Raw genomic sequence first — 17,135 nt, 5'->3', positions numbered from 1 at the left:
AAGGTGAAGAATAATTCGCCTAGTGACCAAAAGACGGAAAAATCATGCTTGATGATATCGACCGCCGAATCCTGCGCCACTTTCAGGCCGATCCAAGTCTGTCGGCGGCTGAACTGGCCGAACGGTGCCGGATCAGTCAGGGCGTTTGTTGGCGCCGGGTTGAAAAGATGCAGGCCGCAGGGATCATCCAGGGGCAGGAGGCCGTGATCGATTGGGCCGCCTTGGGATATGCGGTCGAAGTTTCGTTACGCGTGACGCTGGACAAAACACAATCGCGCGCCTTTGACGAATTCACTGCTGCCGCCCGGCAAGTGCCCGAGGTGATCGAATTGCAGACTTTTCTGGGCCGTGTTGATGTGCGCTTATCGGTTCTTGCACGGGACATGTCTCATTACCAGCAGCTGTATCGCGACCGTATCCTGACCTTGCCGCATATCGCGGATATCGAGGCCCTGATGCATATCGCCCGGGTCAAAAGCGAAGAGGTCTTGCCAGTATGACTGACTTGGATGATCTGGATCGCAAAATTCTGTGTGCCTTGGCGCAGGATGCGTCGCAAAGTGCGGGGGCACTGGGTCGCAAACTGGGTTTGTCGCAACCGGCGACATGGCGGCGCATTCGCCGCCTAGAGACTTCGGGCATCATCAAGGGTCGTCGGCTGCGCCTGAATGCCGAGGCTTTGGGTTTCGGGGTAACGGTGTTCCTAGGCGTGAAACTGGCGCGCAAAGGGCAAGTCAGTCTGGAAGACTTTGAGCGCGCCGTCAGCGCCATTCCTGAAGTTCAGACGGTTGAGCACGTATTGGGCCTTTACGACTATCGTCTGCGGGTTGTGGCGCGTGACCTGTCCGATTTCGAGCGCGTCTTGCGCCGAAGAATTATGACCCTGCCCGGAGCAGGGGATGTCGAAGCCAACGTACTTTTGAGCGAAGAGCGACTGCCCGGCCCAATCGGATAGGCGGTTTTAGTACCGTGTGCGAATGCAATAGCCGGGGTGGTGCGTCATTCGCGCGAAGGTCAGCGGCTTACTGTCTTTCCAGGTGGTCCGCTCCAACTGAATCATCGAGGTACCAGCGGTCGTCCCCATGAATTCGGCCAGGCGCCCATCGGCAGAGATCGCGCAAAAGGCGACTTCGGCTTCGGTAAACGGGGCGGCGTTCAATAGCCACTCATGTGGTCCGTGGCTGCTGAGGTCCGCATGTTCGACCTCGGGCACGGCGTCAATATTGATCCAGCGTTCTTCCAATTGGAAAGGCCGGTTATTCGCATAGTGCATGCAGATCACATGCAGGACACGAATATCGGGGTTCACTCCGATCTGCGAGGCCAACCAGCTGGGGCTTGCGACCACATTGCGCTCGACCAGCGCATACCGGTAGGTTGCGTTTTGGTTCTCAACGGTTTGGCGCGCAAGCGAAAATTCAAGTTTCGCATGCTTGCTAGGTTCTTTCTTGACCCGCGTCCCGCTTTTTCGCTTTCGCTCGACAAAGCCTTGTTCGGCCAATTCGCGCAGCGCTCGATTCACCGTCGCACGGGCGCAATTGAACTCTTCTGCGAGCTGCGTTTCCGTCGGCAGCAAAGACCCTTGGGGCCAAACTCGACTTTCGATTCGGCGTTTGACTTCGTCTCTTACAACTTGAAAGCTGATCCGCTTATGCGCATTCACGTGCTGAAATACCTTTTCTTCCGCAAAGTGAACTCATCTGGTCAGAAACACGTCAGAGTGTAAAGGGTGCTGACACTAATTGGCGTCATTTGTTGTCAAAAGCGAGCATAAAAATGACTCTTCAGTGCAAATTTTCAGGGTTCCTTTAGGTCAATTTTTGACGTTCAGTACGAAGCTCGACACAGTGATCCCGGTCGTTTAGCCCTTTGTGAAAATTTGAAAGGACATAAGAATGCCTGCGCTTTTGGATACCGTTGATCCCTCAGGGCTCGAAGAGTTCTCGGTCGTTTTCACGGATCGGTCGCTGAACCATATGTCAGTGCAATTTCAGCAAGTGATGCGCGACATCTCAGAGTTGCTGAGGGACGTGTACAATGCCGTCGGCGTGGCGGTCATCCCGGGCGGCGGCACTTATGGGATGGAAGCCGTCGCACGGCAGTTCGCACGCAACGCGAACGTTTTGGTCGTGCGGAACGGGTGGTTTTCTTACCGGTGGAGCCAAATCATCGAAACTGGCGGCCTTACGGCGTTCGCCACGGTTCTCAAGGCCCGCCAAACCGGCAATTCCAGTCCGTCGCCTTTTGCACCAGCTCCGATCCAAGAGGTCGTGGCCACAATTCGGGAACAACGCCCGGATGTTGTGTTTGCCCCTCACGTGGAAACCTCGGCCGGAGTTATTTTGCCTGACGACTACGTCACCGCGATGGCTGACGCAGCCCATGAGGTCGGCGCATTGATGGTTCTGGATTGTATTGCGTCCGGATGTGCTTGGGTCGATATGAAGGCCACCGGCGTGGATGTCCTGATCTCGGCCCCGCAAAAGGGGTGGAGCGCGTTGCCCTGCGCGGGTCTGGTCATGCTGTCCGAAAGGGCTGAGGCTCGGCTGCAGGAAACCGAGTCGGACAGCTTTGCGGTCGACCTGAAGAAATGGCGTCAGATCATGCAAGCCTACGAAAACGGCGGGCATGCGTATCACGCGACCATGCCTACAGATGCGTTGAAGGCCTTCCGGGATACGATGATTGAGACGCGCGATTATGGGTTCGAAACGCTGCGCGAGGCCCAGTGGGCACTGGGGGATGGCGTTCGGTCCATGCTGAAAGACAAGGGAATTATCTCGGTCGCCGCAGACGGGTTTGGCGCACCTGGCGTGGTGGTCAGCTACACGGCAGACCCCGACATCCAGAACGGCAAGAAATTCGCGGCCCTGGGCATGCAGATCGCCGCAGGCGTGCCGTTGCAGTGTGATGAGCCCGAGGGCTTCAGCACCTTCCGTCTTGGCCTGTTCGGGCTGGACAAGCTGTATGACGTGGAAGGCACGATCGCGCGGCTAAAGCGCGTATTGGATCAGGTTCTGTAATCCTAGGGCCTCAACGAACGCCGAGGCCAATCTGCATCAGCGTCTTGCGCACGGGCGGCAAGGAATACAGGGCGTTCAGTCCCATTGCCCTCACATCCCGCAGAGGTCGTGCCTCGATCATCGAGGCGCGGTTCAGCAGGTCGATACCTTTGACGCGCATCTCGATCTCGGCGTGGCGGGCTTTGTGATAGGCATCCAGCATTTGCGCATCGCCCAGACCTTCGGGCCGTGCCTGCGCCAGATCCAGCAGAGTGCGCAGATCACCCAGCGACATATTCAGGCCTTGCGCGCCGATGGGAGGCACAACATGCGCAGCCTCGGCCATCAGGGCGATCCGCTCACCCAAAAGGTGGTCCGCCGACTGGCTGATGATCGGCCAGATGGTCCGTCGCGAGGCCAGTTTCAATGGCCCGAACAACCCACAGGACCGTTCGGTCATCAATGCTTCGAACGCTTCTGGTTCAGTGTTCAGCAGTTCCACCGCACGGGGGCCGCGTTCCATCCAGACGATCGCCGAGGACGGCTGCCCTTGCCAGTCAGGCAGGGGAACCAAAGTGAATGGCCCGCCCGAACGGTGGATCTCGGTCGAGACGTTGTCATGCGGGATTGGATGCGTAACCGCAAAGGCCAGCGCCTTTTGGCCGTATCGGGTGGTATGAACATTTATCCCCGCCGCCTCGCGCATGGGCGAGTTGCGCCCGTCTGCGGCCACCACCAGTTTGCAGCGGATGCGGCTGCCGTCACTCAGGCCCACGCGGGCCTCGGCGGTTCGGGTGAACAGGCTGACGGTTGCGGTGCCGGGCCGGAAATCCACGTTGGGCAACTCGGCCAACCGCGCCACCATCTCGCGCCGCAGCAACCAGTTGGGCAGGTTCCAGCCAAACGGTTGATCCGAGATATCCGCTGCATTGAAATCGCGCACGACACGGGGCTCAGGCACATCGCCGCCTGCATCCACAATGCGCATGATCTGCAGCGGGGCCGCGTGTTCGTCCAGCCGTTGCCACAAGCCACACTGCTCCAACAGGCTGTGTGCAGGTTGCAAAAAGGCCGTGGTCCGCAAGTCGGACCCGTCAACGTCACGCTCTGTAATCGGTGGGGTCGGATCGACGCAGACGACGTCGAATCCGGCCGTTCCAAAGGCCGCCGCAGCAGTCAGTCCGGCGATTCCGCCGCCGGAAATAAGGATGTCACAGCTGTCTTTCATGACCTTGGCCTCCGCGTGTTGGGCAGAACCTAGTGCGGTTCCGCCACCGGTGCCAAGTGACATCCTGTCCCGTGCGTCAGCCGCGCGAAATCAGGATGAGGATCAGGAACATCACCGGCACCATCATCACGGCAGGGATGTACAGACCCGGCAAGCCGAACAGAAGGGCCGAACAGCCCCACATGCTGAAAATTGCCGCCGCAGTGTAACCCCAATCCTCGCCCTTAGCTTCGGCGGCATCACGGGCCATCCATCCAAACAGAGGGATTGCAAACAAAAGACGCTGCCAAATGGGCAGGCGTCCGGGCATCTCGATCGCGCTCATGGGTCTCTCCGATTCTGTTCGTCGCAAGGCGCATATAGGGACGATGCTGCACCCGCAGAATGTGCAGATCGTCGCAGTGTGACAGCCTATCGCAGGCGGGCCAGAAACGCAGTCAGATCGTCGGTGTGATGGTGGATGTGATCGGCCTCATGCGGCTCGGGCGCGACGTGAACCGTGCGCATTCCCATCTCATGAGGGGCGGCCAGATTTCGCGGCTCGTCCTCGAACATTGCGGCTTGGGCAGTGTCGATTCCATCCTGTGCAAAAATGGCCTCGAACGCGGCTTTCTCAGGTTTGGGGCGGTATCCTGCGTGTTCCACACCGTAGATGGCATCGAACAGGCCTGTTAACCCGCGCGCCGCAAGCACCCGTTCGGCATAGGGCGCGCTTCCGTTAGTATAGACGATGCGACGACCGGGTAGGGACCGTATGTGATCAGCAAGGGCAGCGTCAGGGTCCATGTGGCTCATGTCCACCTGATGCACGGCGTGCAGATAGGGATCGGGGTCCAGGTCATGTTCGGCCATCAACCCGGCCAGGGTGGTGCCGTATTCCCGCCAGTAGTGCGTGCGCAAGCGATCCGCTTCGGCCCGGTCCACACCAATGGCCTGCACCACGTAATCCGTCATCAGAACCTCGATCTGATCGAACAGGCGCATGTGAGGTGGATAGAGCGTGTTGTCGAGGTCGAACACCCATTGGGTGACGTGCGAAAAGGAAGGTTTGACCATGATGTGGGTTTAGGGCGCTGAGCGGCGGTTTTCAATGCTGCACTTGATTGCGGGGCACTGAGGCGGATAGACATATCCGAACGAGGAGAACAAACACCCCATGCCGCAGTCCCGACAGACCAACAAAGACGCCTATAGCCTTATACTCGAAGCAATTGACGTAGGTGTTTACAAGCCCGGCGATCGGCTGGTCGAAAGCGAGCTGGCAGAGCGCTTTGGCGTCTCGCGTACACCGATCCGTGAAGCCCTGCAGCGGTTGGAGACGCAATCCCTGCTGGAACGGGATGGTCGGTCACTGATCGTGGCCTCATTGGATCACAACCAGATGGCCGAACTTTATGTGGTTCGGCGCGAGCTTGAGGGTCTGGCAGCTAAGCTTGCGGCAAAACACGCCACGGAAGAAGAGATCAAGGTTTTGCAGGACATGGTCGCCGCTGATGATGCGCTGGTAGATGACCCGACAGCGCTGTCACGAGCCAACCGGCGCTTTCACGAGCAGATTCATCTAGCCTCGCATAACCGGTACTTGGTGCAGCAGTTGGATCTTGTCCACCGCACGATGGCGTTGATGGCCACGACCTCGCTTGCGGTGCAGGGGCGTGGTGAGATTGCGCAGAGCGAACACAAGGGCATCGTTGAGGCGATTGCTGCGCGGGATGAAGCTGCTGCCGAGCGTGCGCTGAAGGATCATATCTCAGTCGCGTTCATGACCCGCCTGAAACAGGACGCAGTACTGCGCGAAAATTGAGCGTCAGTGCATATGCATCTCTTCACTGGCCTGACCATGCTGTGTCTTGTCCCAATAAAATGGGTTGCTTGCCAGTTCCCACAGGGCTTTGTACGCGGCCAACACACCCAGCGGAAAGTACAATGGCATGGTGGGCACCCACGGCATCAGAAACCGTCTTTCGCGGGCTGACACCGCCAGCACCCCGACAACCAGATTGGTGATCTCGGCCGCCAGAAAAAGACCGATCAGCGCATAGAAAGCCCAATTGGGTATGATTGGATCAAAGGGGCCGGGTAAGCCCAGCGTCGCCAACCAGAACAGCCATAGAACCGGGGCCAACAGAAACTGTCCGATAGTGCCCAGAAAGAATGCCTGAACACCCAGAAACCGCTTTGGTCCAAGGTCTCGCAGCAAGCGCAATGGCGCGCGCATGTGCACCAGATAGGTCACCATGAACCCTTTGAGCCAGCGTGAGCGTTGTTTGACCCATGGCCAGGCGCGAAAGTTCGCCTCTTCATAAGTGGTGGTATCGACCATTTCTGTCCGATATCCGGCGCGACTGAGGCGCACGCCCAGATCTGCATCTTCGGTGACGTTGTGGGCATCCCAGCCGCCTAGTTCCAGCAGCTTGTCCCTGCGAAAAAAGAATGTCGTTCCGCCCAATGGAACGACCAGGCCCATGCGCGCAATGCCCTGTAGGACGACCCGAAACCAACTGTTGTATTCAATGGTGAAACAACGCGACCTCCAGTTGGTGCGCGGATTGTAATAGTCGAGTACGCCTTGAAGGCAGACAACATCGTCACCGACCCGTGCGAAATGTCGGACCACGCGTTCGATCTGATCAGGCTGGGGCGCGTCTTCTGCATCCCAGACACCCAGAATGTCGCCTCGGCAAAAATCCAGCGCGTAGTTCATCGCGCGAGGTTTGGTGGTCAGCCCGTTCAACTCGGGCACCTCAATGGTTCGCATCCAACTGGGCAACGAGACCTGCTTTAACGTGGCGCGTGTGACCGCGTCCGCTTCCTCCAGCACCAGAATGATGTCCAACAAAGCCCTGGGATAAGTCAGACGTTGCAGCCGCTTTATCAGCGCTCCGGCGATTTCCCGTTCCTTGTACAGGGGCACAAGGATCGACACGCGGGGCAGGCGGAGCGGAACAGGAGCAGCGGCATGTGGGCTTGGATCTCTGCGCAACACGTATGAAATCAGACCGGCCAAACGCAGTGCCATGAACAAGATCAGTGACGAAACCGCGGTAAACAGAAGAACAGTCAATCCAGCTGTCGGAACAGCCGCAAAAAAACAAGCAAGCCCCAAAAGAGCAACAACCGGCCCTTTGCGCGCATTAGAGGTCCAGGACCGGCAGCTTTGATCCGAGTCCACCCGCTCCTCTGCCGCTCTCACTAGTGTGTCCGAAAACACGTGTTCAATGGCCCGATCAATCTGGCTCGGATGGGCCAGCACCGGTGTAACAGTAAACTCGGTCCCAGAAAGGGCTGCGCGTACTGCCGTGAAATGATCTGGGTCTGCCGTTGCGATCAGTAAGATCGGACCAATGCGCTGCCACGGGATCACGTTGTGCTTTAACCAGAATTCAACCGGTTTTAGATCACTCAAGTCGCGTTCGGGTGGAATACTGTCCAGGTCGGCGCTTTGCAGGGTGGTCTGCTCTGCCAGAGTATCCATCACCTCGGCGCGATCGATCCACCCTTCGCCAACAAGGATTTCACCCAATGGTGCCTGTTGGCTTAACTGAAAGTTTAGTGCTTTTTCCAGCTGTTCCGGGGTAATGTATCCCCGTTCGACCAAGCAAGCGCCAAGAGGTTTTCGCACCCGAACAGAAATCGGCGCGGCGCGCGCGAAATGCTGTAATTTATGTTCAGCCATAAATAAACCCTGACGCAGTAATCCGGCGTCAGGGTTGCTCAATCAGAGTTAACAGCAGGTTAACTCTGAACGATGAGGTGATTAAGCCTGTGCCTTTTTGCCTGCCATGGCCTCGGCAAAACGTTCGAACAGGTAAAAGCTGTCCTGCGGGCCGGGCGAGGCTTCGGGGTGGTATTGAACCGAGTACACCGGGCGATCGGTCATGCGGATGCCGCAGTTCGACCCGTCAAACAACGAGCGATGTGTTTCCTTCACACCTTCGGGCAGCGATTGAGCGTCCACGGCGAAACCATGGTTCATCGAGGTGATCTCGACCTTGCCGGTCTCAAGGTCTTTGACCGGGTGGTTCGCACCGTGGTGGCCGTGGTTCATTTTGACGGTCTGACCGCCCAACGCCAGTGCCAGCATCTGGTGACCCAGGCAGATTCCAAAGACGGGCAGGTCGGTGGTATCCAGAACCTCTTTGATCATCGGGACGGCATATTCACCTGTGGCAGCCGGGTCGCCGGGGCCGTTGGACAGGAACACGCCATCGGGATTGTGGGCCAACACTTCGGCAGCGGTGGCCGTCGCGGGCAGGACCGTAACATCGCAGCCTGCCGAGGCGAGGCAACGTAGGATGTTGCGCTTGGCACCGAAATCGACAGCGACAACCTTGTGCACCGGAGCTTCTTGGCGCTGGTAGCCATCGGGCCATGCCCAACGCATTTCATCCCAGCGGTAGCTTTGGGAGCACGTAACATCCTTGGCTAGGTCCATGCCTTCCAGGCCAGCAAAGCCACGGGCGGCGGCAACCAGCGCCTCGATATCGAAATTGCCTTCGGGGTCATGAGCGAGTGCCACATGCGGCGCGCCTTGCTGACGGATCGCACGGGTCAGGCGGCGGGTGTCGATGCCGCCGATGGCGATCCGTCCGCGGCGTTCAAGCCATGTTTTCAGTTCTTCGGCCGAGCGCCAGTTCGAGGCCTCGGTTGGGTCCCATTTGACCACCATGCCTGCCGCAACCGGATCGCCGGTTTCGTCATCCTCGGGGTTCACGCCAACATTGCCGATATGAGGGAAGGTGAAGGTTACGATCTGGCCGGCGTAAGAGGGGTCAGTCATGATTTCCTGATAACCAGTCATCGCGGTGTTAAAGCACAGCTCGGCGACTGTCTGACCGGTAGCGCCGAAGCCCATTCCGTAGAACAATGTACCGTCGGCCAATGCCAGACATGCGGTGGGCTTGGACGGGGCGTTCTGGGCCATTGCGCGACTCTCCTGCAGGGTAAATCGGCGCATACCTAAGGGGGTTATCGCGCTGGGTCAAGTGTGTTCAATTTTTGGGCTATCGTTATATTTCAATAACTTAGCCACATGCGGCCCCTGTTGTATCGCGCTTTTTGTTTCGATATGTTCAGGGTTCCTTTGCCATGGGGATGGACAGAACATATGGATATGCGATCAAGGGTGAACACAGCCCTTAAGCAAGCAATGAAAGACAAGGATGCCGAGCGTTTGTCGACGCTGCGTCTTATCAATGCTGCAATCAAGGACCGTGACATCGCTTCGCGCGCGTCGAACAACGAAGAGGCCAAGGGCTGCGGCGATGCCGAGGTACTTGAAATCCTTGGGAAAATGACAAAGCAGCGTAAAGAGAGCGCTCGCGCCTATGAAGAGGGCGGACGCCTGGATCTGGCCGAGCGCGAGCTGCGCGAGGTTGAGGTCATCGAGGAATTCCTGCCCAAACAACTGGACGAGGACGAGGTGTCCAAGGCCATTCAGACCGCGATCACGGCCACCGGCGCCGGGTCGATCCGCGATATGGGCAAAGTAATGGGCGAGTTGAAAACCCGTTACACTGGCCAGATGGATTTCGGCAAAGTCGGGCCGATGGTCAAAGATCAGCTCTGCGCTGCTACAAACGGCGGCTGCTGATCCGTTTCACTGATTGAAGCTTAAAGCTGCGCGACGGGTTCGCGCAGTTTTTTTGTGAGCTCATCGTAAAGCGCGATCCGCTCCTCTTCGGACAGGAAAGCGCCGATCTCGACCTCCCGACCGCCACCGTTCAGCGTGACGTAGTGAGGGACGGGACCACCGTGCTCGTGCATTTCAGGGCGCGCCCAGTGGCGATTGCAGGTCCATTCCTGCGGTCCGCGCCGCGGGTGGTGCTGAACAAGATGGGCCTGTGTGCCGGTCAGGGTCAGCACTTCGAACACACTCCGTGCCTTGTAGTTCGACTGGATCGCCAGCCAGAGGCCCAAAACGGTCACAAGCATGAATGGCAGCAGCCCCCAAAGTAGTACCGAGCCAAGCACCGCCATCAGGGGGATCAGGCCAAAAAGGAACACCGAAAACACCACACGCATGGCCCAGCGTGGGGGCAGAGAGTTATGGGGCCAAAGGCGTAACTCCTGCTCGGAACTTGAGGTGTGATTCCATCGGTATGGCATGGGGCGAAATTAGCGCAACAGGTGCACGTGTCTAACAGGAAAAATCAGGTGACGTGGCCAACTCTGGCCCAGGACAACGCATCGTCCAGACGATCATCACCCCAGAAGACTTCGCCACGCACAACCATGCTGGGGGCACCGAATACGCCCAGCCGCGTCGCCTGTTCAGTTTCGGCCTCAAGCAATGCGATCGTGTCAGGGCTACGCGCGCGGGCAAGCGTCAGGCGCGGGTCTTGCTGGCATCGGTGCAAAGCTTCCGATACGGCGTTTTCGCTGCCGGCTTCGATGCCTTCTTCGAACCAGATGCGGTACAGGTTCTGGGTAAACGACTTGCCCCAGCCATCCATCATGCCCAGCACGGCCACCTGATTGGCTAGCGCGAGATCCGAGATCGGGTAGGGCGCCGGCAGCTTGGCATGCAGGTGATACTTGGCCGCACGCCGTTCGATGTCTCGCCACATGTATGCGGATTTGACCGGCTTGCCCGCAAAGGGAATGTTCTGTTGTTCGGACATTACGGTGCGCACGTTGAACGGTCGCCAGTGGACCGTAGCGTCATGTTCCTTGCACCAGTCATCCAGCCGCATGATGGTCAGGAAGCTGTACGTGCTGCCGATGGAATACCAAAAATCAATTTCGGGCATCTGTTCACTCCGATCTCAGAGTTTCCATGAGCATGATACCCTAAAATGGCCAAATTGCCGAATGAGCTTGCTGTTTGGTAAGCGCCGAACTTTCGTGATCATTGCGTTCCAAGAAAAAAGCCCCGCACTTGGCGGGGCTTTGATTTGTTTTGCGTGCGACGGGATCAGTGCGCGTGGCCTTTGTCCCAGTCTTCCTGCTTTGGCAGCTGCTCGAACGTGTGCTCTGGCGGCGGGGTGGGCAGGGTCCATTCCAGCGTGTCCGCGTATTCGTTCCACGGGTTCGGACGCGTCTCTTTCGCACCGCGAAGCAGGGCGTAGATCACGATACCGAAGAACAGCAGGAACGAGGCGAACGAGATGAACGCACCGATCGACGAGACGAAGTTCCACTGAGCGAACGCTTCGGGATAGTCGATGTAACGGCGCGGCATGCCCTGACGGCCCAGGAAGTGCTGCGGGAAGAAGGTCAGGTTGGCGCCGATGAAGAACAGCCAGAAGTGAACTTTGCCCCAGAATTCCGAGTACTGACGACCCGTCATCTTCGAGAAGTAGAAGTACACGCCCGCGAAGATCGCAAAGACCGCACCCAAGCTCATCACGTAGTGGAAGTGCGCAACCACGTAGTAGGTGTCGTGGTAAGCACGGTCCACACCTGCCTGCGACAGCACAACGCCGGTCACACCGCCAACGGTGAACAGGAACAGGAAGCCAAAGGCGAACAGCATCGGAGTTTTGAACTCGATCGAACCGCCCCACATGGTCGCGATCCACGAGAAGACCTTAACACCGGTCGGAACCGCAATAACCATCGTGGCCAGCATGAAGTAGGCCTGCTGACGCAGCGACATGCCAACGGTGTACATGTGGTGCGCCCACACGACAAAGCCCAGAACACCAATCGCGATGATCGCCCAAACCATCGGCAGGTAGCCAAAGACGGGCTTGCGCGAGAAGGTCGCGATGACGTGGCTGATGATACCAAAACCAGGCAGGATCACGATGTACACTTCGGGGTGACCGAAGAACCACAGGATGTGCTGGTACAGGATCGGGTCACCGCCACCGGCCGGATCAAAGAAGGTGAAACCAAAGTTGCGGTCCATCAGCAGCATGGTGATTGCGCCCGCCAGAACCGGCAGGGACAGCAGAATCAGCCACGAAGTGACGAAGATCGACCAGCTGAACAGCGGCACCTTGAACAGGGTCATGCCTGGGGCACGCATGTTCAGGAAGGTGGTGATCATGTTGATCGCGCCGAGGATCGAGGAGGCGCCCGATACGTGCACGGCAAAGATCGCAAGGTCCATCGACATGCCGCCTTCGGTCGTCGACAGCGGTGGGTATAGAACCCAGCCTACGCCTGAACCAAGCTGGTCGTTGCCACCGGGGCTCAGCAGCGAGGCCACACCCAGCGACGTACCAGCGACGTACAGCCAGAAGGACAGGTTGTTCATCCGCGGGAACGCCATATCCGGCGCGCCGATCTGCAACGGCATGAAATAGTTGCCAAATCCGCCGAAGAGGGCAGGGATGACCACGAAGAACATCATTAGAACACCGTGATAGGTGATCATAACGTTCCAAAGATGTCCGTTAGGGGTACAAGGATCGGCCATGAAGCCTTCAAGGCACATGTACTGAACACCGGGGTGCATCAGTTCAAGCCGCATGTAGACAGTCATCAGAACCGAGATCAGACCGGCAAGTGCCGAGAAGATCAGGTATAGAATCCCGATATCCTTGTGGTTGGTCGACATGAACCAGCGCTGGAAAAAACTGCGCTGGTCTTCATGGTCGTGACCATGAATGGCTGCGTCTGCCATTATAGGTGCCTCCTGTTGCAACTGCACCGCGCAGCCAGACCTCTCCAGCGCGCGGGATTCCTGCTGGTTTTAGAATGCGAAAGAGACGCCTGCAATGATCGAGTTTGATCTGGATCAAGAATAATTGTCGCGGGCAGGAGGGTGACGCGCAAAAAACAGATCAAATCCGGCATTCATCTGGGTATCAGTGCTCGGATTTCAAGAGGGCGGGCAATAGGATGCCTTCCTTGCTTGACCCACGCCCGGTCGCGCCGCAGAACTGTCGGCAACATTCCAATCGGAGAACTGATATGACCGCCTACGATTCCGAAAACATCTTTGCCAAAATTCTTCGCGGCGAAATCCCCTCGACCCGCGTGTACGAAGATGACGATACGCTGGCGTTCATGGACATCATGCCACGCGCGGACGGCCATCTGCTGGTGATCCCCAAAACGCCATGCCGCAACATTCTGGATGCCTCGCCCGAGCAGCTGGCTGCGGTTATGGCGACGGTTCAGAAAATGGCCAAGGCCGTTGTCGCGGCATTCGACGCGGACGGTGTAACGATTCAGCAGTTCAACGAAGCCGCGGGCGGGCAGGAGGTTTTCCACCTGCACTTCCACGTGCTGCCGCGCCACGACGGTGTTGCAGTCCGAGCGCCGGGAACGATGGGTGATTTTGATCTGATCGCCGAACACGCAGAAAAGATCAAAGCCGCGTTGAATTAGTCAACCGGGGTCTATTTCTTATGCGAGTGCGTGCCCATGCACTCGCTATGATCTCCAAACGCGTGAAGCACGGCGCAGACATGGTCGTGCTTTCCGTCGCAAGCCACTGAAATTCGCGTCAGTTCAGCCTCAAGGTTTTGCAGGCGCGCAATACGGTCCCGGACGTCGGCCAGTTGCTTCTCAGCAATCTCGTGCGCCCGGTTTAGGTCGCTGCCCGCCGCACCCTCAAGGGACAGCAAGCCCACGACATCGATCAGTGGCAATCCCAAATCACGGCAATGACGAATAAAGAGCAGCCGCTTTAACGCTGCTTCGTCGTACCGGCGTTGATTGCCCGCCGTTCGCTCGGGCTTGGGCAACAGGCCTTTACCTTCGTAAAAACGGATGGTCGGGACCTTTACCTGTGTTCGGCGCGACAGATCTCCAATCGAATACATGGCTCTAGTGCTTTCTGTTCTTGATGAACCAAATCAATGTTTCACCCAAAAAAGTCAGTAACAGCACACCAATAACAAAAAACTGCATCCACGGGCTTTCCCAAAATTTCTCGCTCCTGAGTGTAAAAAACCACCGGGACGGAAAAGATCAGCTTGGGCACTATTCCGTTCAGAAGGGATCGCTTTAGTGACAACAGTTTTTTCCTCGGGGCTCTTGAACCTCTAGTTACTAGAGGAATTACATGCGGTGTGCAGGCATAACAAGGGACACGCCGACCGATGGCACATGATCATTCTCACAAGGGGCACAGCCACGCGCACACTCACATTGATCCCGAGACTGGGGATGCTCGAGTGGTTTGGGCAATTGCCGTCAATATGTTCCTGACACTGGCGCAGGTAATCGGGGGCATCTTCTCAGGGTCGCTGGCGCTGATCGCGGATGCCCTGCACAATTTCTCGGACGCCATTGCGCTGGTCATCGCCTTTTTTGCGCGCAAGATTGCCCGGCGGCCGGCAGATCCCCGAATGAGCTTTGGCTATGGTCGTGCCGAGGTCGTTGCCGCGTTGGTCAACTACACAACATTGATCGTGCTTTCGGTGTACCTGTTCTACGAAGGCGTTATGCGGTTTTTCGAGCCAGAGCCGATCAACGGCTGGATTGTCGTCTGGATCGCAGCCCTGGCCTTGATCGTGGACCTCATCACTGCTGCGCTGACCTATACCATGGCCAAGGAAAGCATGAACATTCGGGCGGCCTTTCTACACAACGTGGCCGATGCCCTGGGATCCGTTGCCGTCATCGTAGCTGGCAGCGCGGTGATCCTGTTCAACTGGACATGGGTAGACCCGGCCGTCACGATCCTGATTTCTGTCTACATCCTGTGGCATGTCAAAAGCGAGATCGGCGAAACGATCCGTGTTTTGATGCTGGCCGCGCCGCCCGATCTTGACCCCGAAGAAGTCGCGTCTGCCATTGAGGACATCCCGGGCGTTGCCCAAGTTCATCATGTCCACCTTTGGAGTATGCAGGAGCGCGAAACTGCCCTGACCGCGCACCTGGTTATCGAAGCGTCGGCATGGTCCGAAGCGGAAGGGGTCAGATCCGGCGTCAGACAGGCTCTGAGTGACCAGTTTGGAATTGGGCACGCCACATTAGAGATTGAACAGGAGGATCACGCCTGTGTCGGGTCATCTCGATTTGGGCATGGAGAAAGCTAAGAGTGATTTTGGATACGAATTGCCGCTCCGATTTGGGGTCGGAACGGCAGACTCGTTAACAAAAACTTTTTCCGACTACATGGGTTCCCCCAAGATCACCGGTTAACACACCACTCACTCTAAGAACGGTGAAATCATATTAACCGCAAACGAACGCCATGTATCTATTTGAGTGAGTTTTTCCTTAATTTTGCCCAGTTCTGCCGTAGCCGTTGGGAAATTTTGGCGCGCTATGGAAACAGAACGGCGAGTCGCGTCGGGATTGTTAACGTACTGTTAATCATGGAACGATTCGTCCGTAGGGTTTTAGGCGCCCACAGGGGCAAAAACTTCGGAAAATGTCTTTTGTAAGGCGGCATCGACATCGGCCAGAGTCACCGGCAAACCCAGATCGACCAGCGAGGTCACCCCATGTTCGGTGATGCCGCAGGGAACGATACCCGAAAAATGCTCGAGGTCCGGTTCCACGTTAATCGAGATGCCGTGAAAGCTGACCCACTTGCGCAAGCGCAAGCCGATGGCGGCCACTTTATCTTCGGCTGTTTGGCCGGACGCGGTCAGTGGCTTGTCGTTACGTTTGACCCAGACGCCCACGCGTCCTTCGCGGATTTCGCCATGGACATTGAACTCGGCCAGGGCGGCGATCACCCATTCCTCAAGCTGTTTGACAAACCGGCGCACGTCCTTGCCGCGCTTGTTGAGATCCAGCATCACATAGGCAACGCGCTGACCGGGGCCGTGATACGTGTACTCACCCCCGCGCTTGGCCTCGTAGACCGGAAAGCGATCGGGATCAGTCAAATCCTCGATCCGTGCCGACGTGCCAGCAGTGTAAAGCGGTGGATGCTCCAGCAGCCAGACGCACTCATCGGCTTCGCCAGCCGCAATTGCGGCCACGCGTGCCTCCATAAAGGCCACGGCGTCGGTATAGTCTGTCAGCCCGTCAGTGATCTTCCATTCCATGGTGGTTCCTTAGCGTCAGGGCAGGGCGATGAAAAGAGGTCACGCAGCCTCGGCCAGGCACCGCCGGATGATCTCGGCATATGTCTCTGACCCTTGCGCACCGGTGACCAGGTACTTGCCACCGAACACCATGGACGGAACGCCAGAGATGCCGTGTCCGGACCAAAACCGCTGCCGTTCACGTACCGGTGCCACGTGATCGCCCGAGGCCAATGCAGTGCGGGCGGCGTCTGGATCTAGCCCGGCCGCGTGGGCAGCATCCAACAGAACGTCGGTCTGCGACACATCGAGCTGGTTCGTAAAGTACGCCTCGAACAACGCCATCTTAAAAGGATGCTGGCGGCCCTGAGTTTCCGCCCAATCCAACAATTGATGCGCAGCAAAGGTATTCACGATGCGACTGTCATCATCAAAGTTGAAGACAAATCCCAGCTCATCTCCGATCTGAGTGAGGCGGTCGCGCGCCTGTTGGCTCTGCTCGGCGGTCGAGCCATACTTTTCCATGATGTGCTCGCGCAGGTTTTGCCCCTTGGGCGGCATCTCGGGGTTCAGCTCGAAAGGATGCCATCTGAGCTGGGCAAGTACACCCTCTTCACGCAACGCCTGATCCAGCTGGCGAAAACCCACGATGCACCACGGGCAGACAACGTCCGACACGATGTCGATTTGAATGACGGGGCGAGTATTTTGCGCGCTCATGATAGGGCTCCGGGAAGAGGTAACAGGTTCGGTCTGTGGTACAGATATGAACGGCGAAAAGGAATTCAAACGGACGTGTTTTTTGCCTCTTCACATCCTGAACGTCACCGTCTATACGCCCCTTTACCAAGTCATTGGCAGTGCGGTCGTGGCGGAATTGGTAGACGCGCAGCGTTGAGGTCGCTGTGGGGTAACTCCCGTGGAAGTTCGAGTCTTCTCGACCGCACCATTACCAACTACAAATTCACGGTTTTTTGATTTCTCTACAGTGTAGAGTTGCACCAATCCCGTCCCGAGTCT

19 protein-coding genes and 1 tRNA gene are annotated in these 17,135 nt (G+C 57.5%); 8 read left to right on the top strand and 12 right to left on the bottom strand.

Annotation, left to right across the window (positions count from 1 at the left end; translation table 11 throughout):
* Positions 1-44: 44 nt before the first annotated feature.
* Positions 45-500, top strand: a complete 456-nt coding sequence (locus tag GOV53_RS03245; RefSeq protein ID WP_170464267.1) for an Lrp/AsnC family transcriptional regulator — start codon at positions 45-47, stop codon at positions 498-500.
* Positions 497-955 carry an Lrp/AsnC family transcriptional regulator gene (locus tag GOV53_RS03240; protein ID WP_170421857.1) on the top strand — a complete coding sequence of 153 codons (459 nt, stop codon included), beginning with the start codon at positions 497-499 and terminating at the stop codon, positions 953-955. The genes GOV53_RS03245 and GOV53_RS03240 overlap by 4 nt, the downstream gene beginning before the upstream one ends.
* Before the next feature lie 6 nt (positions 956-961).
* Here the strand turns inward: GOV53_RS03240 and GOV53_RS03235 are convergent, their stop codons facing one another.
* Positions 962-1,663, bottom strand: coding sequence for a GntR family transcriptional regulator (locus GOV53_RS03235; RefSeq protein WP_170464266.1), 702 nt, complete (start codon positions 1,661-1,663; stop codon positions 962-964).
* A gap of 232 nt (positions 1,664-1,895) precedes the next feature.
* Between GOV53_RS03235 and GOV53_RS03230 the strand changes: the two genes are divergently transcribed.
* Entirely contained in the window at positions 1,896-3,023 is a 1,128-nt protein-coding gene (locus tag GOV53_RS03230) for an aminotransferase class V-fold PLP-dependent enzyme (protein ID WP_170464265.1), read from the top strand.
* A 10-nt stretch (positions 3,024-3,033) separates the two neighbouring features.
* On the opposite strand, the gene GOV53_RS03225 is transcribed toward GOV53_RS03230, so the two are convergent.
* The 3 genes from GOV53_RS03225 to GOV53_RS03215 all read right to left on the bottom strand — a co-directional run bounded on the left by GOV53_RS03225 (position 3,034) and on the right by GOV53_RS03215 (position 5,286).
* A complete protein-coding gene (locus tag GOV53_RS03225; RefSeq protein WP_170464264.1) occupies positions 3,034-4,230 on the bottom strand; it encodes a UbiH/UbiF family hydroxylase in 1,197 nt (398 codons plus the stop codon).
* Between the two features lie 76 nt (positions 4,231-4,306).
* Complete coding sequence (locus tag GOV53_RS03220) at positions 4,307-4,555, bottom strand: hypothetical protein (protein WP_170421843.1); 249 nt, start codon at positions 4,553-4,555, stop codon at positions 4,307-4,309.
* Between the two features lie 86 nt (positions 4,556-4,641).
* The gene (locus GOV53_RS03215) at positions 4,642-5,286 is read right to left on the bottom strand and encodes a pyrimidine 5'-nucleotidase (RefSeq protein WP_170421840.1); all 645 of its coding nucleotides are present in this window, start codon (positions 5,284-5,286) and stop codon (positions 4,642-4,644) included.
* Between the two features lie 100 nt (positions 5,287-5,386).
* Here GOV53_RS03215 and GOV53_RS03210 point away from each other — a divergent pair, with 100 nt between their 5' ends.
* Positions 5,387-6,034, top strand: coding sequence for a GntR family transcriptional regulator (locus tag GOV53_RS03210; RefSeq protein ID WP_170421837.1), 648 nt, complete (start codon positions 5,387-5,389; stop codon positions 6,032-6,034).
* A 3-nt stretch (positions 6,035-6,037) separates the two neighbouring features.
* Here GOV53_RS03210 and GOV53_RS03205 read toward each other — a convergent pair whose 3' ends face one another.
* Positions 6,038-7,906 carry a glycosyltransferase gene (locus tag GOV53_RS03205; protein WP_170464263.1) on the bottom strand — a complete coding sequence of 623 codons (1,869 nt, stop codon included), beginning with the start codon at positions 7,904-7,906 and terminating at the stop codon, positions 6,038-6,040.
* Positions 7,907-7,987: 81 nt separating this feature from the next.
* A complete protein-coding gene (gene carA / locus GOV53_RS03200) occupies positions 7,988-9,154 on the bottom strand; it encodes a glutamine-hydrolyzing carbamoyl-phosphate synthase small subunit (protein WP_170464262.1) in 1,167 nt (388 codons plus the stop codon).
* A gap of 183 nt (positions 9,155-9,337) precedes the next feature.
* Here carA and GOV53_RS03195 point away from each other — a divergent pair, with 183 nt between their 5' ends.
* A complete protein-coding gene (locus tag GOV53_RS03195) occupies positions 9,338-9,823 on the top strand; it encodes a GatB/YqeY domain-containing protein (protein WP_170421829.1) in 486 nt (161 codons plus the stop codon).
* A gap of 20 nt (positions 9,824-9,843) precedes the next feature.
* Here the strand turns inward: GOV53_RS03195 and GOV53_RS03190 are convergent, their stop codons facing one another.
* The 3 genes from GOV53_RS03190 to ctaD form a co-directional block, all read right to left on the bottom strand.
* A complete protein-coding gene (locus GOV53_RS03190) occupies positions 9,844-10,338 on the bottom strand; it encodes a DUF2244 domain-containing protein (RefSeq protein WP_170464261.1) in 495 nt (164 codons plus the stop codon).
* Positions 10,339-10,382: 44 nt separating this feature from the next.
* Positions 10,383-10,982: a 2-hydroxychromene-2-carboxylate isomerase gene (locus GOV53_RS03185; RefSeq protein ID WP_170421823.1), complete on the bottom strand. Its 600-nt coding sequence runs from the start codon at positions 10,980-10,982 to the stop codon at positions 10,383-10,385.
* Positions 10,983-11,146: 164 nt separating this feature from the next.
* Entirely contained in the window at positions 11,147-12,805 is a 1,659-nt protein-coding gene (gene ctaD / locus GOV53_RS03180) for a cytochrome c oxidase subunit I (RefSeq protein WP_170421821.1), read from the bottom strand.
* A gap of 290 nt (positions 12,806-13,095) precedes the next feature.
* Here ctaD and GOV53_RS03175 point away from each other — a divergent pair, with 290 nt between their 5' ends.
* Positions 13,096-13,515 (top strand): HIT family protein, encoded by a 420-nt coding sequence (locus tag GOV53_RS03175; protein WP_170464260.1) that lies wholly within the window; start codon positions 13,096-13,098, stop codon positions 13,513-13,515.
* 11 nt (positions 13,516-13,526) lie between these two features.
* Here the strand turns inward: GOV53_RS03175 and GOV53_RS03170 are convergent, their stop codons facing one another.
* Positions 13,527-13,952 (bottom strand): MerR family transcriptional regulator, encoded by a 426-nt coding sequence (locus GOV53_RS03170; protein WP_170464259.1) that lies wholly within the window; start codon positions 13,950-13,952, stop codon positions 13,527-13,529.
* Positions 13,953-14,231: 279 nt separating this feature from the next.
* Between GOV53_RS03170 and GOV53_RS03165 the strand changes: the two genes are divergently transcribed.
* Positions 14,232-15,173, top strand: coding sequence for a cation diffusion facilitator family transporter (locus GOV53_RS03165; protein ID WP_170464258.1), 942 nt, complete (start codon positions 14,232-14,234; stop codon positions 15,171-15,173).
* 306 nt (positions 15,174-15,479) lie between these two features.
* On the opposite strand, the gene lipB is transcribed toward GOV53_RS03165, so the two are convergent.
* Positions 15,480-16,136 (bottom strand): lipoyl(octanoyl) transferase LipB, encoded by a 657-nt coding sequence (gene lipB, locus GOV53_RS03160; RefSeq protein WP_170464257.1) that lies wholly within the window; start codon positions 16,134-16,136, stop codon positions 15,480-15,482.
* Between the two features lie 39 nt (positions 16,137-16,175).
* The gene (locus GOV53_RS03155; protein ID WP_170464256.1) at positions 16,176-16,835 is read right to left on the bottom strand and encodes a DsbA family oxidoreductase; all 660 of its coding nucleotides are present in this window, start codon (positions 16,833-16,835) and stop codon (positions 16,176-16,178) included.
* Between the two features lie 142 nt (positions 16,836-16,977).
* Here GOV53_RS03155 and GOV53_RS03150 point away from each other — a divergent pair.
* A tRNA-Leu gene (locus tag GOV53_RS03150) sits at positions 16,978-17,064 on the top strand.
* Positions 17,065-17,135: the final 71 nt, after the last annotated feature.

Origin of the sequence: Ruegeria arenilitoris, assembly GCF_013035315.1 — a bacterium.
Taxonomy (GTDB): domain Bacteria; phylum Pseudomonadota; class Alphaproteobacteria; order Rhodobacterales; family Rhodobacteraceae; genus Ruegeria; species Ruegeria arenilitoris_D.
Note: the sequence above shows the minus strand (reverse complement) of the source record. Positions and strands in the feature narration are given on the sequence as shown.

What these genes read in the sequence shown, in the direction of transcription:
- GOV53_RS03170 (WP_170464259.1), bottom strand. Translation starts at nt 13,952, where the DNA reads ATGTATTCGATTGGAGATCTGTCGCGCCGAACACAGGTAAAGGTCCCG.
- carA (WP_170464262.1), bottom strand. Translation starts at nt 9,154, where the DNA reads ATGGCCCAGAACGCCCCGTCCAAGCCCACCGCATGTCTGGCATTGGCC.
- GOV53_RS03195 (WP_170421829.1), top strand. Translation starts at nt 9,338, where the DNA reads ATGGATATGCGATCAAGGGTGAACACAGCCCTTAAGCAAGCAATGAAA.
- GOV53_RS03240 (WP_170421857.1), top strand. Translation starts at nt 497, where the DNA reads ATGACTGACTTGGATGATCTGGATCGCAAAATTCTGTGTGCCTTGGCG.
- GOV53_RS03205 (WP_170464263.1), bottom strand. Translation starts at nt 7,906, where the DNA reads ATGGCTGAACATAAATTACAGCATTTCGCGCGCGCCGCGCCGATTTCT.
- GOV53_RS03225 (WP_170464264.1), bottom strand. Translation starts at nt 4,230, where the DNA reads ATGAAAGACAGCTGTGACATCCTTATTTCCGGCGGCGGAATCGCCGGA.
- GOV53_RS03245 (WP_170464267.1), top strand. Translation starts at nt 45, where the DNA reads ATGCTTGATGATATCGACCGCCGAATCCTGCGCCACTTTCAGGCCGAT.
- GOV53_RS03210 (WP_170421837.1), top strand. Translation starts at nt 5,387, where the DNA reads ATGCCGCAGTCCCGACAGACCAACAAAGACGCCTATAGCCTTATACTC.
- GOV53_RS03155 (WP_170464256.1), bottom strand. Translation starts at nt 16,835, where the DNA reads ATGAGCGCGCAAAATACTCGCCCCGTCATTCAAATCGACATCGTGTCG.
- GOV53_RS03185 (WP_170421823.1), bottom strand. Translation starts at nt 10,982, where the DNA reads ATGCCCGAAATTGATTTTTGGTATTCCATCGGCAGCACGTACAGCTTC.
- GOV53_RS03220 (WP_170421843.1), bottom strand. Translation starts at nt 4,555, where the DNA reads ATGAGCGCGATCGAGATGCCCGGACGCCTGCCCATTTGGCAGCGTCTT.
- GOV53_RS03215 (WP_170421840.1), bottom strand. Translation starts at nt 5,286, where the DNA reads ATGGTCAAACCTTCCTTTTCGCACGTCACCCAATGGGTGTTCGACCTC.
- GOV53_RS03190 (WP_170464261.1), bottom strand. Translation starts at nt 10,338, where the DNA reads ATGCCATACCGATGGAATCACACCTCAAGTTCCGAGCAGGAGTTACGC.
- GOV53_RS03230 (WP_170464265.1), top strand. Translation starts at nt 1,896, where the DNA reads ATGCCTGCGCTTTTGGATACCGTTGATCCCTCAGGGCTCGAAGAGTTC.
- GOV53_RS03165 (WP_170464258.1), top strand. Translation starts at nt 14,232, where the DNA reads ATGGCACATGATCATTCTCACAAGGGGCACAGCCACGCGCACACTCAC.
- lipB (WP_170464257.1), bottom strand. Translation starts at nt 16,136, where the DNA reads ATGGAATGGAAGATCACTGACGGGCTGACAGACTATACCGACGCCGTG.
- GOV53_RS03175 (WP_170464260.1), top strand. Translation starts at nt 13,096, where the DNA reads ATGACCGCCTACGATTCCGAAAACATCTTTGCCAAAATTCTTCGCGGC.
- ctaD (WP_170421821.1), bottom strand. Translation starts at nt 12,805, where the DNA reads ATGGCAGACGCAGCCATTCATGGTCACGACCATGAAGACCAGCGCAGT.